Annotated in this window: 15 protein-coding genes; 8 read left to right on the top strand and 7 right to left on the bottom strand. The window is 68.2% G+C overall.

Annotation, left to right across the window (positions count from 1 at the left end; genetic code table 11):
• Positions 1-25: 25 nt before the first annotated feature.
• The 5 genes from RCP80_RS10875 to polA form a co-directional block, all read right to left on the bottom strand.
• Positions 26-622, bottom strand: a complete 597-nt coding sequence (locus tag RCP80_RS10875) for a TetR/AcrR family transcriptional regulator (protein ID WP_308482327.1) — start codon at positions 620-622, stop codon at positions 26-28.
• Positions 619-1,461 (bottom strand): NmrA family NAD(P)-binding protein, encoded by an 843-nt coding sequence (locus RCP80_RS10870; protein ID WP_308482326.1) that lies wholly within the window; start codon positions 1,459-1,461, stop codon positions 619-621. The genes RCP80_RS10875 and RCP80_RS10870 overlap by 4 nt, the downstream gene beginning before the upstream one ends.
• The gene (locus tag RCP80_RS10865; RefSeq protein ID WP_308482325.1) at positions 1,458-1,922 is read right to left on the bottom strand and encodes a nuclear transport factor 2 family protein; all 465 of its coding nucleotides are present in this window, start codon (positions 1,920-1,922) and stop codon (positions 1,458-1,460) included. The genes RCP80_RS10870 and RCP80_RS10865 overlap by 4 nt, the downstream gene beginning before the upstream one ends.
• 97 nt (positions 1,923-2,019) lie before the next feature.
• Positions 2,020-3,228 (bottom strand): threonine/serine exporter family protein, encoded by a 1,209-nt coding sequence (locus RCP80_RS10860; protein WP_308482324.1) that lies wholly within the window; start codon positions 3,226-3,228, stop codon positions 2,020-2,022.
• A 10-nt stretch (positions 3,229-3,238) separates the two neighbouring features.
• Entirely contained in the window at positions 3,239-5,902 is a 2,664-nt protein-coding gene (polA, locus tag RCP80_RS10855) for a DNA polymerase I (protein ID WP_308482800.1), read from the bottom strand.
• Between the two features lie 148 nt (positions 5,903-6,050).
• On the opposite strand from polA, the gene RCP80_RS10850 reads away from it, so the two are divergent.
• From RCP80_RS10850 to RCP80_RS10835, 4 genes are read left to right on the top strand one after another with little or no spacing between them, the layout of a single operon-like run.
• Entirely contained in the window at positions 6,051-7,490 is a 1,440-nt protein-coding gene (locus RCP80_RS10850) for a glycosyltransferase family 39 protein (RefSeq protein WP_308482323.1), read from the top strand.
• A gap of 38 nt (positions 7,491-7,528) precedes the next feature.
• A complete protein-coding gene (locus tag RCP80_RS10845; RefSeq protein WP_308482322.1) occupies positions 7,529-7,993 on the top strand; it encodes a Zn-ribbon domain-containing OB-fold protein in 465 nt (154 codons plus the stop codon).
• A gap of 35 nt (positions 7,994-8,028) precedes the next feature.
• The gene (locus RCP80_RS10840; protein ID WP_308482799.1) at positions 8,029-9,192 is read left to right on the top strand and encodes a lipid-transfer protein; all 1,164 of its coding nucleotides are present in this window, start codon (positions 8,029-8,031) and stop codon (positions 9,190-9,192) included.
• Positions 9,182-9,433, top strand: coding sequence for a DUF167 domain-containing protein (locus tag RCP80_RS10835; protein ID WP_308482321.1), 252 nt, complete (start codon positions 9,182-9,184; stop codon positions 9,431-9,433). Before RCP80_RS10840 ends, RCP80_RS10835 begins: the two co-directional genes overlap by 11 nt.
• Positions 9,434-9,440: 7 nt before the next feature.
• On the opposite strand, the gene RCP80_RS10830 is transcribed toward RCP80_RS10835, so the two are convergent.
• Together RCP80_RS10830 and RCP80_RS10825 are read right to left on the bottom strand one after the other, a co-directional pair.
• Positions 9,441-10,643 carry a branched-chain amino acid ABC transporter substrate-binding protein gene (locus RCP80_RS10830; protein WP_308482797.1) on the bottom strand — a complete coding sequence of 401 codons (1,203 nt, stop codon included), beginning with the start codon at positions 10,641-10,643 and terminating at the stop codon, positions 9,441-9,443.
• Positions 10,644-10,711: 68 nt separating this feature from the next.
• Entirely contained in the window at positions 10,712-10,888 is a 177-nt protein-coding gene (locus RCP80_RS10825) for a hypothetical protein (protein ID WP_308482320.1), read from the bottom strand.
• A 199-nt stretch (positions 10,889-11,087) separates the two neighbouring features.
• On the opposite strand from RCP80_RS10825, the gene RCP80_RS10820 reads away from it, so the two are divergent.
• Genes RCP80_RS10820 through RCP80_RS10805 form a run of 4 tightly spaced genes read left to right on the top strand, consistent with a single transcriptional unit; the run spans position 11,088 to position 15,074 of the window.
• Positions 11,088-12,344 (top strand): branched-chain amino acid ABC transporter permease, encoded by a 1,257-nt coding sequence (locus tag RCP80_RS10820; protein WP_308482319.1) that lies wholly within the window; start codon positions 11,088-11,090, stop codon positions 12,342-12,344.
• Positions 12,345-12,351: 7 nt separating this feature from the next.
• Entirely contained in the window at positions 12,352-13,341 is a 990-nt protein-coding gene (locus RCP80_RS10815) for a branched-chain amino acid ABC transporter permease (RefSeq protein ID WP_308482318.1), read from the top strand.
• A complete protein-coding gene (locus RCP80_RS10810) occupies positions 13,334-14,317 on the top strand; it encodes an ABC transporter ATP-binding protein (protein ID WP_308482317.1) in 984 nt (327 codons plus the stop codon). Before RCP80_RS10815 ends, RCP80_RS10810 begins: the two co-directional genes overlap by 8 nt.
• Positions 14,310-15,074 carry an ABC transporter ATP-binding protein gene (locus tag RCP80_RS10805; RefSeq protein ID WP_308482316.1) on the top strand — a complete coding sequence of 255 codons (765 nt, stop codon included), beginning with the start codon at positions 14,310-14,312 and terminating at the stop codon, positions 15,072-15,074. Before RCP80_RS10810 ends, RCP80_RS10805 begins: the two co-directional genes overlap by 8 nt.
• Positions 15,075-15,118 lie beyond the last annotated feature (44 nt).

Here is a 15,118-nt window from a genome sequence, read left to right as displayed (position 1 = left end):
GCCGGCAGGCCGAACGACAGGGAGATCATGAGGCGGAGCCCGCTGCGCCCGCGCCGGCGGCCATGGCGCAGATCAGGGATGCCACCTTCTGCAGATGTGCCCGGGTCACCGGTCGGCTCAGCGCGATCACCCGCCAGAACACCAGCGCGGCGATCGCATCGAGGATCAGTTCACAATCGGCTTCTTCGGCCAGTTCCCCGCGCTGCGCGGCCCGGTCCAGGACGGTCTGCCCACGGGTCCGCCGGGGTCGGCCGACATGGTCCATGAGCGCGACACCGAGGGCGGGATTGCGCTGCGCCTCGGCAAGCAGGTCCGGATAGATGGAGCGCACCTTCGGGTCGGTCAGCCAGGCCTGCACCTCGTCGAGCAGCACCAGGACGTCACCACGCAGCGATCCGGTGTCGGGCGCCGGAGCACCGGTGACGCTCAGCGTCCGCAACAAGTCCGCGGTCAGCTCGACCTTCGAGGGCCATCGCCGGTACAGCGCGCTCTTGCCGACGCCGGCCCGCCGGGCGACGGCCTCCATGGTGAGGCCGCGCACGCCGACCTCGGCGAGTTCGTTGTACACCGCAGCCAGGATCGCCTCGGTCACCCGTTCGTCGCGCGGACGCCCCGCACTCACGGCCACCGCCGGCTGCGGAGGAAGTCCTCGAAGCTGCGCGGCGGACTTCCGGTGAGCCGCTCGACGGCGTCGGTGACGCGCGCCTGTTCACCGTCGCGCACGAGCCCGTCGAGAGCCACCAGACCGGCGGCGAACTCGGCGTCGTGACCGGCCGCGACGAGACGGTCGACGTAGCGTTCGGGGGCGACGGCGCGGTGGGTGACCCGCCGGCCGGTGACTTCGGACATCACCGCGGCGGCCTCGTCGTAGCTCAGTGCCGCAGGACCGGTCAGGACGTGCTCGGCAGTGCTGCTACGCGCGGCGCCGAGCAGCGCGGCGGCGCACCGGCCGATGTCCCTGGCGTCGATGAACGGAAGCCTGCCGTCCCCGGTGGCGGTGATGAATTCGCCGGTCGCTCGGACGCTTTCGGCGAGCGGATGACTGCCGACGAAGTTCTGCATGAACCACGACGGTCGCAGGATCTCCCATTCGGGAAAGGTTGTGCGCACCAGCGCGTCGACCGCCCCGAGACCCGCGTCCCCGGAGGCCACCGCCGACGAACTGAGCATGACGACGCGACGCAGGCCCGTTGCCGCGGCGAGCTCGGCGAACGTGCCGACCACCGTGACGGGGTCTGGGTGACCGACCGGCGCCAACAGATAGAGGCGGTCGACCCCGTCGAGTGCCGGGCGCCACGTGGCAGCGTCGAACCAGTCGAAGACGCGATGCTCGAGGTCGGTCGGTGCCGCCGGCGCCCGCGTGGCCGTGCGGAGCGACAGGTCCGAAAATCGGCGCAGTTCCTCGACCACGGCCGCTCCGGTGGTTCCGGTGGCACCCAGGACGAGAACCGTCGTCCTCACTTCTCGCCCGCCACGCTGAAGGCTGCCATCATCTCGTCGAGCCCGCCCAGCGCCGCACCGGCGGCCAGCGGATTCCAGTAGTCGCGATAGACACTGATGCCGTCGGCACCCACGGTGATGACGGCGACGTAGGCGATCTCGTACGGATTGCCTGTTTTGAGCACGCGCCCGCTCACCGCCCACTCGAGGATCACGGTGTCCGGGTCCGCGGTGTCGTGGCGGATCTGCCGGGTGATGGCCGCGACGTCGAAGGTCTGCGTGTAGTCGGACACGTAAGCCCGCACCGCCTCGCGGCTGTCGAGCTCCGGCCAGCCGGGCGGTGCGAAGGGGAACGACATGGTGCCGTCCGGCGCCCATTCATCGGCGAACGCCGGCATGTCGTGGTCGAGCAGGGCGTGCTGCAGCCGATCGATCGCGGCGTGCGCCCGCCGCCGGCGCTGCTGGTCGTCGAGTTGTTCCATCGGAGAGTTCCTTTTCATCAATTACGGACGATACCGTCTCGCAATTGCGACCAACAGTGCCTCCGCCCCTGCTATTCCCGGGCGGGCGGCCGGCCGACTACGGCGCGGGCCGGCGCCGCACCGCGCGCCAGAGCACCAGGCCCGCCTGCAGGCCGAAGGCCACCGAAATCATCGAGATCAGCGTCGCGGGTAACGCATCGTCACCGTCGGCGCCGAATATCTCGGTCACCCCGATCAGGCCCATCGATCCGGGCACCAGCAGCCAAAAGCCCGGCAGGATCATCGTGATGGCGGGCGGTGAATCGCGCCGGCGCGACAACACCAGCGCGGCCACGGACAGCGCCAGACCCCCACAGAACCCGCTGGCATAGCTGCCCAGCACCAGGTCCCCGAGGAACTGCGCGGCGAAGGCGATGTAGCAGATGAGGACCAGCCAGGGCACGAACGATCGCGGCGGCGCCATGAAGAGCATCACCCCGAGCGCGTAGACCACCACACCGAGCCACGGGGCCCACGGGCCGATCTTGTTGATCGCCTCGGGACTCAGTTGGCTCTCATCGAGTCCGAACACCTGGGCGGCGATCACGATGCCGAACGCCAGCTGGACGATCTGGACGAACCCGGCGATGAGCCGGCTGGAGCCGGAGATGACGTCGCGCGAGGTCAGTTCGATGATTGCGAGCGTGATGGCCGCACCCGGCAGGAACATCGCCAGCGGCGGTATCAACGCCCGCAACCCGACGTGGTCCAGCTCCAGGTGGCGAGCGCCGAGGATGCAGATCGCCGTCACCGCGAACGCGCTGATCGCCGGTACCAGATAGGCCAGACCCGAAATGCGTTGGCCGGCCACCCAGAACAGCCCCACCATGAAGCCGAGCACGGTGGCCGCCAACACGTTCATCGCGGTCGGCTCCAACACCAGCGCCAGGCCCGCGCTCCACACCCCGTAGCCCAGAACGGTCACCCAGCTCGGATACGGGGCGGGTGCCGCCTGTATCCGTTCCAGCCTGGCTTCGCCCTCGACCGGGTCGACTCGACCGCGCAGCGTCTCGGAGATCAGCCGCGCCAAGGGAAAGTTCTGGTCGAAGCGCAGGTCGCCGCTGATGTGGGCGGCCTTGACCACCGACCCCGACTCCGCGGCGGGACCGACGACCTGAACATGGTTGGGCAACGCGATGAACGTGGCGTCGAGCCCATACACCGACGAGGAACGGCCGATCATCTGGCGAACCATCGTGACCGGGTAGTTCGAGGCCGCCATCGCGGCGCCCAGCCGCGCGATGTAACCGATCCGCTGTTCGTTCATGATCCCGGCTCTAGTGCGCCGCGGCGTCCCAACTGCGGCCGTAACCCACCGACACTTCCAGCGGCACGTCCAACGGGTAGGCGCTGCCCATCTTCTCGCGCACCAGTGCGTCCACCTGTTCCCGCTCGCCCGCGGCAACCTCGAACAGCAACTCGTCGTGCACCTGTAAAAGCATGCGGGACTTCAGGTTTGCCGCGCGCAGCGCCTTGTCGACCTCGATCATCGCAACCTTGATGATGTCGGCCGCGCTGCCCTGGATCGGCGCGTTGAGCGCGGCGCGTTCGGCGGCCTCCCGCACATTGCGGTTGCTGCTGTCCAGCTCCGGCAGATAACGCCGGCGGCCCAGCACCGTGGAGGTGTAGCCGTCCTTGCGAGCCTGATCGACCACCGACTGCAGGTAGTCCCGGACCCCGCCGAAACGGGCGAAGTACTGGTCCATCTGGGCCTTGGCCTCTTCGGTGGAGATCTTCAGCTGAGCTGCCAGCCCGTACGCCGAAAGCCCGTAGGCCAATCCGTAGGACATCGCCTTGACCCGGCGCCGCAGTTCGGCGGTCACCTCGTCGATCCCGACGCCGAACGCGCGCGACGCCACGAACGAGTGCAGGTCCTCGCCGGTGTTGAACGCTTCGATGAGCCCCTCGTCGCGGGACAGGTGCGCCATGATCCGCATCTCGATCTGGCTGTAGTCCGCGGTCATCAGTTCGGCGTACCCGTCGCCGACCACGAAGGCGTCGCGGATCTGCCGACCGGCGTCGGTGCGGATCGGGATGTTCTGCAGGTTCGGCTCGGTAGAGGAAAGCCTGCCCGTCGCCGCGATCGTCTGGTTGAACGTCGTGTGGATGCGCCCGTCGGAGGCCACCGCGTTCAGGAGCCCGTCGACGGTGACCTTGAGCCTGGTCACGTCTCGGTGGGTGAGCAGATGCTGCAGGAACGGGTGGCCGGTCTTCTCGAACAGGGACTGCAGCGCGTCGGCGTCGGTGGTGTAACCGGTCTTGGTGCGCTTGGTCTTGGGCATCTCGAGCTCGTCGAACAGCACCACCTGCAGCTGCTTGGGCGAGCCCAGGTTGATCTGCTTGCCGATCACCGCGTACGCGGCCTCGGCGGCGTCGCGAATCTCGTTGCCGAACTGGCTCTGCAGCTCGGTCAGCTTGTCCAGGTCGACCGCGATGCCGCGGGTCTCCAACGCGGCCAGCACCGACTGCACGGGCAGTTCCATCTCGGTCAGCAGCGCCGAGGACTCGATGCGGGCCAGCTCCTCGTCGAGTGCGGCCGCCAGGTCGACGACGGCGCTGGCCCGCAGGATCAGGGTTTGCACCGCCTGGTCGTCGACGCCATCGGAGTCGTCAAGCAGCGAGAGCTGTTGTTGCTCAGGGGTATCCGCGCGCAGCTCGCGCCGCAGGTAACGCAGCGACAGGTCGTCGAGGGCGAAGCTGCGCTGCCCCGGCCGCACCAGGTATGCGGCCAGCGCGGTGTCCGAGGTGACACCAGCCAGGCTCCAGCCGCGGCCCTCGAGATCGTGCATGGCCCACTTGGCCTCGTGCAGCGTCTTGGGCCGTGCGGGATCGGCCAGCCAGGCGGCGAGCGCGGCGTCGTCCTCCGGGGTCAACGCCGCGGTGTCGATGTAGGCGCCTTCGCCGTCCGCGGCGGCGATCGCCAGCGCGGTCGCATCGGCGTCGAACGCCAGGTGGGTGCCGACGACGGCCAGCCCGGCGCGTTGCCCGTCGTTGACATGCTCGGTGAGCCAGCCGACCACCTCGCCGGGGGCCAGCAGACCGCCCCGCACGTCGAAGCCCTCGTCGACCTCCGGATCGCTGGAGGCCAGGGTGTCGAACAGCCGATCGCGCAGCACCCGGAACTCGAGATCGTCGAACAGGCGGTGGATCTGGTCGCGATCCCAGGGCTGCATGCGCAGCGTGTCGGGGGTCTGCGGCAGCGGCACATCCTTGACCAGATCGGTGAGTTCCCGGTTCAGGATCACCGAGGCCAGGTTGGCGCGCAGCGCGTCCCCCACCTTGCCCTTGACCGTGTCGGCGTTGTCGACCAACGCCTGCAACGAGCCGTGCTCGGTGATCCACTTGGTGGCGGTCTTCTCCCCCACCCCCGGAATCCCGGGCAGGTTATCGCTCGGGTCGCCGCGCAGCGCCGCGAAGTCGGGATACTGGTTCGGGGTCAGGCCGTACTTCGCCACCACCGCTTCCGGGGTGAATCTGGTCAGCTCGCTGACGCCCTTGACCGGGTAGAGCACCGTGACGTCGTCGCTGACCAGTTGCAGCGCGTCCCGGTCGCCGGTGACCACCAGCACCCGGTAGCCCTCCTTCTCGGCCTGGGTGGCCAGCGTCGCGATGATGTCGTCGGCCTCGAAACCGGCCTCGGCCAGCACCGTGATGCCGAGTGCGGCCAGCACCTCCTTGGTGATGTCGATCTGGCCGCGGAACTCATCGGGGGTGGCGGAGCGACCCTCTTTGTACGCCGGATACTTCTCTTTGCGAAAGGTCTGCCGCGAGACGTCGAAGGCCGCCGCGATGTGGGTCGGCCCCTCATCGCGCAGCAGGTTGATCAGCATCGCGGTGAAGCCGTAGACCGCGTTGGTGGTGAGCCCGCTCCGGGTCTTGAAATTTTCGGCGGGGAGTGCGAAAAACGCCCGGAACGCGAGCGAGTTGCCGTCGAGCAGCATCAGCGTGGGCTTCGAGGTCGACACTGTTTCGGGGGCGGTGTCCGTCGCTGCAGGGCTCACGGTTCACCACTCTAGGCATCGGCGGTGACACCCGGGTCGGCACTACCCTGGCCCAGCGGTGACTAGATCAACGACACACAACCCGCCCGTGCCCCCGTCCGTCGATGTGCCGCCGCTGGCCGTGCGCGCCGTGGCCGTCATCACCGCAGCGGTGGGAATCGCGCAACTCGGCGCCGCCGTCGCGGGGCGCGGCTATTGGTTCGACGAGGTGTACATGTTGGCCATTGGCCGTAGCCACCTCGACTGGGGCTCGGCCGACCAGCCGCCGCTGACCCCGGCGCTGGCCGCCCTCAGCGATAGTCTTTTCACCGATTCGATTGTTGCGCTGCGGGTCCCGGCGATCCTGGCAACGATGGGTGCGGTGGTGCTGGCCGCGCTGATCGCCCGTGAGATCGGCTGCGACGGACGTGCCCAGACCTTGGCGGCCGCGGCGCAGGCCACTGCCCTGTGGGCCGCGGTCGGCGGACACTGGCTGACGCCGTACGTCCTGGAGCCGATGAGCTGGCTGGTCCTGCTGTGGCTGCTGGTGCGCTGGATCCGGCTCCGCGATGATCGACTGCTGCTGGCGCTCGGTGCGGTCGCCGGCATCGCGGCGATGACGAAGTTCCAGGTCCTGCTGCTGTGTGCGGTGCTCCTGGTCGCGGTAGCCGCGGTGGGGCCGCGCGAGCTGCTGCGCAGGCCGCTGCTGTGGGGCGGCGTCGGTATGGGCGCGGTGATTGTTGCGCCCACGCTGTGGTGGCAGGCGCGGCACGGCTGGCCGCAGCTCGGGATGGCCGAGGTGGTGACCGGCGAGGCGGGACCGCTCTACGGGGGCCGCCCCGGCATCGCGGTGCAGTTGATCGCCTGGGCCGGGGTGGCCTCCGCCGCGCTCGCGCTGTACGGACTCGTCCGCCTGGCCCGCGATCCCGCGCTGCGCGCCTACCGCTTCCTGGGCGTCACCTTCGTCGTGCTGTACGCACTGTTCGTCATCACGGCCGGCCGGCCGTATTACCTGGCGGGCTTCTTCGCCGTCCTGGCCGCGGTCGGTGCGCTGGGTCTGCAACGGCGCCGCGAGGCGGGGCTCACGCGGTGGCAACGGGCGGTGTGGCCGGCCTATGGGCTCAGTGTCGCCCTGGCGGTGAGCGGGCTGTACCTGGGCGCCACGCTGACCCGCTCCGATATCGGCGAGAACATCGCCGCGAAGGCGGCATCGGCCTATTCCGATCTGCCGCCGGAGCAACGGCAGCGCACCGCGCTCGTCGGTGAGTCCTACATCGTCGCGGCCTACATCGACGGCTACTCGAACACCTACGGGTTGCCCGCCGCATTCAGTCCGACCCGCAGCTATGGGTACTTCCCGCCGCCAGGGCCCGAGGTCGACTCGGTGTTGTTCCTCGGCGAGGGGGGACCGGATCGGCTGCGTCCGTACTTCACCGAGGTCCACACCCTCGACAGCGGCGGCGACGAGATCGGGGTCTGGCTGCTGACCGGCCGCACCGAGAGCTGGGACACCCTGTGGCCGAAGATCCGAACCTTGGAGGTGGCCTGATCCGGCCCGCGTCCCGATAACTGGAACACGTTTCAGTAATGCGGGCGCGGCTGGGTACGCTGAACCGCGTGCCAGCAGCTACCCAACCCGCGATCGAGGGGTGGTTCGCCACCGACGACGCCGGCGAGACCCACCTGATCGGCGGCAAGTGCGCCGCGTGCGCCACCTATGTCTTTCCGCCGCGGACCAACAACTGCCCCAACCCGGGATGTGACAGCGACGCGCTGGATCTGGTGCCGCTGTCGCGGCGCGGCACGATCTGGAGCTACACCGAGAACCGCTATCCGCCGCCGGCGCCGTATCCGGCCTCGGATCCCTTCGAGCCGTTCGCGATCGCCGCGGTGCAACTGGCCGACGAGGGTCTGATCGTGCTCGGCAAGGTCGTCGAGGGCACCCTGGCCGCCGACCTTTCGGTCGGGATGGAGATGGAGCTCACCACCATGGCGCTCTACACCGACGACGACGGCGTCGAGCGCAGCACCTACGCCTGGAGGATCGCGTGAGCACACCCGAACCGCTGTACATCCTGGGTGCGGGCATGCACCCGTGGGGTAAGTGGGGCCGCGACTTCACCGAATACGGTGTGGTGGCCGCTCGCGCCGCGTTGGCCGAGGCCAACCTGGACTGGCGCCAAATTCAGTTCGTGGCCGGCGCGGACACCATCCGCAACGGCTATCCGGGGTTCATCGCCGGCTCGACCTTCGCCCAGAAGCTGGGCTGGAACGGCGTTCCGGTGTCCTCCAGCTATGCGGCCTGCGCCAGCGGATCCCAAGCCCTGCAGAGCGCCCGGGCCCAGATCCTGGCCGGCTTCTGCGAGGTGGCGCTGGTGATCGGCGCCGACACCACCCCGAAGGGCGCCTTCGCGCCGGTCGGCGGCGAACGCCGCAACGATCCGGACTGGCAACGCTTCCATCTGATCGGGGCGATGAACCCGGTCTACTTCGCGCTACTGGCGCGGCGCCGGATGGACCTCTACGGCGCCACCGCCGAAGACTTCGCCCAAGTGAAGGTGAAGAACTCCCGGCACGGCCTACAGAACCCGAACGCCCGCTACCGCAAGGAATCCGCCGTCGAAGACGTGCTCGCCAGCCCGGTCGTCGCCGACCCGCTGCGCCAGCTCGACATCTGCGCGACCTCCGACGGCGCCGCAGCGCTGATCGTGGCCAGCAAGTCCTTTGCCGAAAAACACCTCGGGTCCCTCGATGGCGTGCCGTCGGTGCGGGCGATCTCCACCGTGACCCCGCGCTACCCGCAGCACCTGCCCGAATTGCCGGACATCGCCACCGATTCCACCGCCGTCGTCGAGGCGCCGGGACGGGTGTTCAAGGACCAGATCCTCGACGCCGCCTACGCCGAGGCCGGCATCGGCCCCGAGGACGTCAGCCTTGCCGAGGTGTATGACCTGTCCACCGCGCTGGAACTGGACTGGTACGAACACCTGGGCCTGTGCGCCAAAGGCGAAGCCGAACAACTACTGCGCAGCGGGGCGACCTCGATCGGCGGCCGGGTGCCGGTCAATCCGTCCGGCGGCCTGTCCTGCTTCGGCGAAGCCATCCCCGCCCAGGCCATCGCCCAGGTCTGCGAATTGAACTGGCAACTCAAGGGTCAGGCCACCGGTCGTCAGGTCGAGGGTGCGACGGTGGGCGTCACCGCCAACCAGGGCCTGTTCGGCCACGGCTCATCCGTCGTCGTTGCCCGCTGAGCAGCGCGACGAGGTGGTGACTGTCCGGGTCAAACCGGGCAGCAAGAAGGGTCCGTTGGTCGAGGAAGCGACGGACCCGACGGACCAATTGACCGTGTACGTGCGCGAGCGAGCCCTGGAGGGCAAGGCTACGGCGGCTGTGATCCGGGTGCTCGCCGAGCATTTCGGCGTCGCCCCCAGCCGGGTCGAACTGGTCTCCGGAGCCACGTCACGGGTGAAACGTTTTCGGATTGCGCGCTGACGCGCGGTCACTGCACCTTGTAGATCCAAATCATCGTGCTGGCGAGCTCCCCGTTCTCGGCCCACTGGTACTCGCGTTCCAGACCGCGGCCCCGATAGTTCTGCACGAAGTCCAGCAGCGCCGGCCTGGTCCTGGCGCCGGAATCGATCCCGGCCAGCAGGATCGTCCCGAGGTCGTACGCCCCGGCGCTGAAGGTTCCCGGCGCTTGGCCGAACTTCTCGGTGTAGGCCGTCACGAACTCCGGCCGGTCGGGACCGCAGGAACACGACAACACCGCATCGCGCGCGGATTCCCCTGCCAGCGTGACGAATTCGGGGTCCTTACTCCCGTCGGCGCTGACGAAGTCGGCGGTCACCCCCGCATCGCGTAAGGCGCGTACCAGTGGCGCCGACTGCGAGTAGTAACCCGCGAAGAACACCGCATCCGGGTTGCGTTCCTTGATGGCGGTCGCCGCGTCCGCCGGAGCACCGGCATCGAGCGCGACACCGCAGCCGGGATCGGCGGTGGGCCCCAGGATTTCGCGCACCGCCTGCGCCAGCCCCGTGCCGTAGTCGGTGCCGTCGTCGACCACACACACCGCACCGGCACCCAACTGCTTCTTGATGTAGTTGGCCACCGCCATGCCCTGGACGCCGTCGTTGGCCAGACCGCGGACGAAGGTGCGCCAGCCCTGATCGGCCAACGCGACGCTGGTGGCCGACGGGGTGGCCGCCACCATGCCGGCGCGGTCGAAGATCTCGCCGGTGGCCATCGCCTCGGTGGAGAAGCCCGGACCGACGACCCCCAGGGTGAAGGCGTCTTCGACGATCTGCTGCGCGTTCTCCCGTGCGGTGTCCGGATCACCTTCGGTGTCAAAGGTTTTCAATTGAACTTGGCACCCGGGATTGGCGGCGTTGTGGTCGTCGACGGCCAACTGGATGCCGTTTGTGACACCGCGGCCCAGCGCGGCATCGGGACCGGTCAGCGTCGCGGCGGTGGCCAGCGACAGTGGCGGGCAGACGGCGCTGCCATCACCTGCCGGACTGGCCGGCGGCCGCGCCGGCGTCGTCTCGGGCAGCACCTGATCGCCGTTTTGGTCGATGCGCACCTGTTCCACGATCTGCAGCGCGCTGGCGTCGGCCTGCTCGCCCGAAGAGGATTGCGCGCACCCGGCGAGAACGACACAGGCCGCCGCACTCAGGGCAAGAACACCTCGTACGGCACCGCGCACATCGACCTCCACCTCGCCGGACTACGGGTAAACATAGCCAACGACCCGACGCGCGGCGCGGCCGTCGATCAGAACTGGAGGTCCCCGTGCTGGGAGGCCTGACGATGGGTGTCCGGCGTCAGATCCAGAACCGCCGCCACCGAGACCGCCACCAGCATCCCGAGAAAGAGCATCAGCACCATCATGAACACCAGCTTGGCGCGGCCATGCGCGCCCCGAAAGTGGCAGTAGTGACATCTTGGCATGAAATTCTGCCAATCCGACTCGCGGTGCCTTATCCGGCGCACCCGCGCAACAACTGATAAACATTTGACATCCCAGAAGCGCGCCGGGTAGCGCCGAAACCTAATAGGGTCCCGGAAGCCGCATCACGCCGGCCGTGCGTGATCGACCGCAACGGAGGTTTTGTCAGTGGGGTTGCCCTCCCCCGGGAAACACTTCGTAGTGCGTGGCTTCCTCCTGCTGATTGTCGCGGTCTTCGCGGGTCTGCTCTGCGCCGGTCCCGCCGGCGCCCAGGAGGACGAGACCGCGACGGTCTCGGGCCGGCTGGTGAACGCCGGCACGCCCGTCCCCGACGCCCGGGTACGCGCGCTGGACCCCGACGGCACCGAGGTCGCCGTCACCGAGTCGGACGACACCGGCCGGTGGACTTTTCAGGTGCCCATCGGACCGCACACCTTCGAGGTCGACGCCGAGAGCCTGCCCGAGGGAGTCAGCGTGCAGCACGCGGTCACCCGGGACGTGATCGCGGGCCGCACCAACAACGTCATCTTCACCTTCGGTGAGGTGCGGACCGGGATGTCCACCCCGCTCTACGAACGCGTCATCCGGTTGACCATCGATGGCCTTCGGTTCGGACTGGTGATCGCGGTCGCCGCCATCGGGCTGAGCCTGATCTTCGGGACCACCGGCCTCACCAACTTCGCCCACGGCGAGTTGGTCACCCTCGGCGCGGTCTTCGCGTGGATCTTCAACGTCGCGATGGGGATGGGGTTGATCGCCGCGTCGCTGCTCGCCGTCGTGGCAGGCGTCGCGGTCGGCTGGCTCAACAACGCGGGCGTCTGGCGTCCCCTGCGCAAGCGACGAGTGGGATTGATTCCACAGTTGGTGGTCTCGATCGGCCTCGCGATCGCCCTGCGCTATCTGATCCTCATGCTGTTCTCGGACCGCACCCAGGCGTTCGCGGACTACCCCGTCAGCGCCCAACGCCAGTGGGGTCCGGTCGCGGTCACCGACATCACCCTCCTGACGATCGCGATCAGCGTCGTGGTGCTGGTGACCGTCGCGCTGCTGCTGCAGAAGACCAAGGTCGGCAAGGCGATGCGCGCGGTCGCCGACAACAAGGACCTGGCCGCGGCCTCCGGGATCAACGTCGAGCGGGTGATCACCTACGTGTGGTGCCTCGGCGGCGGTCTGGCGGCACTCGGCGGGGTGCTGCTGGCCATGTCCGAACTCGGCGGCCGGGTGCAATGGGAGATGGGCTTCAAACTGCTGCTGCTGATGTTCGCCGGCATCACCCTGGGCGGGCTCGGGACCGCCTACGGGGCGCTGCTGGGGTGCCTGATCGTCGGCCTGCTGGTCCAGCTGTCCACGCTGGTGATCAACCCCGACCTGAAGTACATCGGCGGACTGCTCATCCTGATCTTCATCCTGATCGTCCGCCCCCAGGGCATTCTCGGCTCGCGCGAAAGGATCGGGTGAGGTACCGATGGACATCCTCACCGCGCTGCAGTCGTCGTTCGCTCAACTCATCGGGCCGTCGGCCATCTTCTACGCGCTGCTGGCGATCGGCCTGAACCTGCATTTCGGCTACACCGGCCTGCTGAACTTCGGCCAGATCGGCTTCGCGCTGCTCGGCGGCTACGGCGTGGGCGTCATGACGGTCACGTACCAGCAGCCGTTGTGGGTGGGCGTCCTGGTCGGCCTGCTCGCGGCCGGGCTGCTTGCCGTCGTCCTCGGCATTCCCACGCTGCGGCTGCGCGCCGACTATCTGGCGATAGCGACCATCGCGACCGCCGAAGTGCTCCGGCTGATATTTCGATCCACCGCGGCCAACCCGGTGACCGGTTCCACCAACGGGCTGTACGGATTTGCCGACCCCTTCACCCGATTCAGTCCGTTCGACTCCAGCAAGCAGTACTCGCTGCTGGGCATGAAGTTCGTCGGCGACGACCTGTGGGCCATGGTCGTCGGCTGGACCCTGGTGGCGGTGCTCTGCGCCTTCGTCTACCTGCTGACCCACAGCCCGTGGGGCCGGGTACTCAAGGCGATCCGCGAGGACGAGGACGCCGCCCGCGCGCTCGGCAAGAACGTCTTCGCCTACAAGCTGCAGGCCTTGGTGCTCGGCGGGGTGATCGGCGGCATGGGCGGGGTCTTCAACGCGCTGCAGACGAAGTCGATCCATCCCGACTTCTACTCGACATCTCAGACGTTCTACGCCTTCGGCGCGTTGCTGCTCGGTGGCGCGGCGACGGTGTTCGGGCCCGTCATCGGCGCCATGCTGTTCTGGTTCCTGCTGGCCATCCCGGATGCGTTGTTGCGGCAGGCGATCTCCGGGCCCGATCCGCTGCTCCCCCTGACCGACGCCCAGGTGGGCGCGACGCGCTATGTCCTGCTCGGCATCCTGATCATCGTGCTGATGGTGTTCCGACCGCAGGGAATAATGGGCAAGAAACGGGAGGTGCAACTCGATGGCTGACCGCACCCACTCGACCGCCAGCCCCGCCTTCGCCTACGTCCGCGCCGAGCCGGGGTCGGCCAAGCCGGATCCGATCATCGTGGTGGACAATATTTCCCGCTCGTTCGGCGGCCTCAAGGCCGTCGACGTGGCGCATCTGGAAATCCAACGCGGCCACATCACCGGACTGATCGGCCCGAATGGCGCGGGCAAGACCACCTTCTTCAACCTGCTCACGGGCTTCGACCGGTCCGACACCGGAACCTGGACCCTCGACGGCGTCGACCTGGGCCGCCAGCATCCGCACCGCGTCGCCCGCCAGGGAGTGGTACGGACGTTCCAATTGACCAAGGCGCTGTCGCGGATGTCGGTGCTGGACAACGTTCGCCTGGGTGCGACCGGGCAGATCGGCGAGCGGATCGTCAGCTCGCTGTTGCCGTTCCGGTGGCGCAAACAGGAAGCCGAGATCACCACACGCGCCCGCGAGATGCTGGTCCGGTTCAAGCTCGACGCCAAGGCCGACGACATGGCCGGCTCGCTGTCCGGCGGCCAACGCAAACTGCTCGAGATGGCGCGCGCGCTGATGACCGACCCGAAAGTCGTGATGCTCGACGAGCCGATGGCCGGCGTCAACCCGGCACTGACCGAAAGCCTGCTCGAGCACGTCAAAACACTGCGCGCACAAGGGATGACGGTGGTCTTCGTCGAGCACGACATGGACGTCATCCGCGACATCAGCGACTGGGTCGTGGTGATGGCGCAGGGCGCGGTGATCGCCGAATCACCGCCGGGCGCACTGGCCGACAATCCCGCCGTCGTCGACGCCTATCTGGGCAGCCACCACGATCAGGCGCTCGAATTCGACGCGGACGGCAACCCGGTCGGAGCCACCGCCGAACTGGCCGAGGAGATCGAGCAGGCCGTCGCCGACACCATCGAGGCCGGCGGCGACCTGTCCGAGCCCGCCATCGACCCGAAGGGCAGTGCCGATGACTGACCCTGCCACCCACGATCAGTTGGCCGAGGGCGCCTTGCTGCGCGCCGACGGCCTCATCGCCGGCTATCTCCCGGAAGTCGACATTCTGCGCGGCTGCGACTTCTTTCTGCGCGAGGGCGAGATCGTGGGGATCATCGGACCCAACGGCGCCGGTAAGTCGACCCTGCTCAAGACACTGTTCGGGTTGATCCCGGTGCGCGCGGGGACGGTGACGCTGCGCGGCGAGGACATCAAGGCCGCCCCCGCACACGTCCTCGTCACGAAGGGGGTCGGCTACGTCCCGCAGAACCAGAATGTGTTCCCGTCGCTGACCATCGAGGAGAACCTCGAGATGGGGATCTATCTGCGCCCGGCGAAGTTTCGCGAACGATTCGAGTTCGTCAGCGAATTGTTTCCGTTGCTCGCCGAGCGCCGAAAGGTCAAGGCCGGTGCGTTGTCGGGCGGCGAACGGCAGATGGTGGCCACCGGCCGTGCGCTGATGATGGAGCCCTCGGTACTGCTACTCGACGAGCCGTCCGCGGGGTTGTCACCGATGTTCCAGGACGAGGTGTTCATCCGCTGCAAGCAGATCAACGCCGCCGGAGTCTCGGTCATCATGGTCGAGCAGAACGCTCGGCGTTGCCTGCAGATCTGCGACCGCGGCTATGTGCTGGACCAGGGCACCAACGCCTACACCGGCACCGGCCGGAACCTGATGAACGACCCCAAAGTGATCGAGCTGTATCTGGGAACGCTTGCCGGCCGCAGCGAGAAGTAGCTCACGAAAGCCAATGCGGGCCGGGCGAATACGCCCGGCCCGCA

The organism is Mycolicibacterium sp. MU0053 (assembly GCF_963378095.1).
In the GTDB taxonomy this organism is placed as follows: domain Bacteria; phylum Actinomycetota; class Actinomycetes; order Mycobacteriales; family Mycobacteriaceae; genus Mycobacterium; species Mycobacterium burgundiense.
Note: the sequence above shows the minus strand (reverse complement) of the source record. Positions and strands in the feature narration are given on the sequence as shown.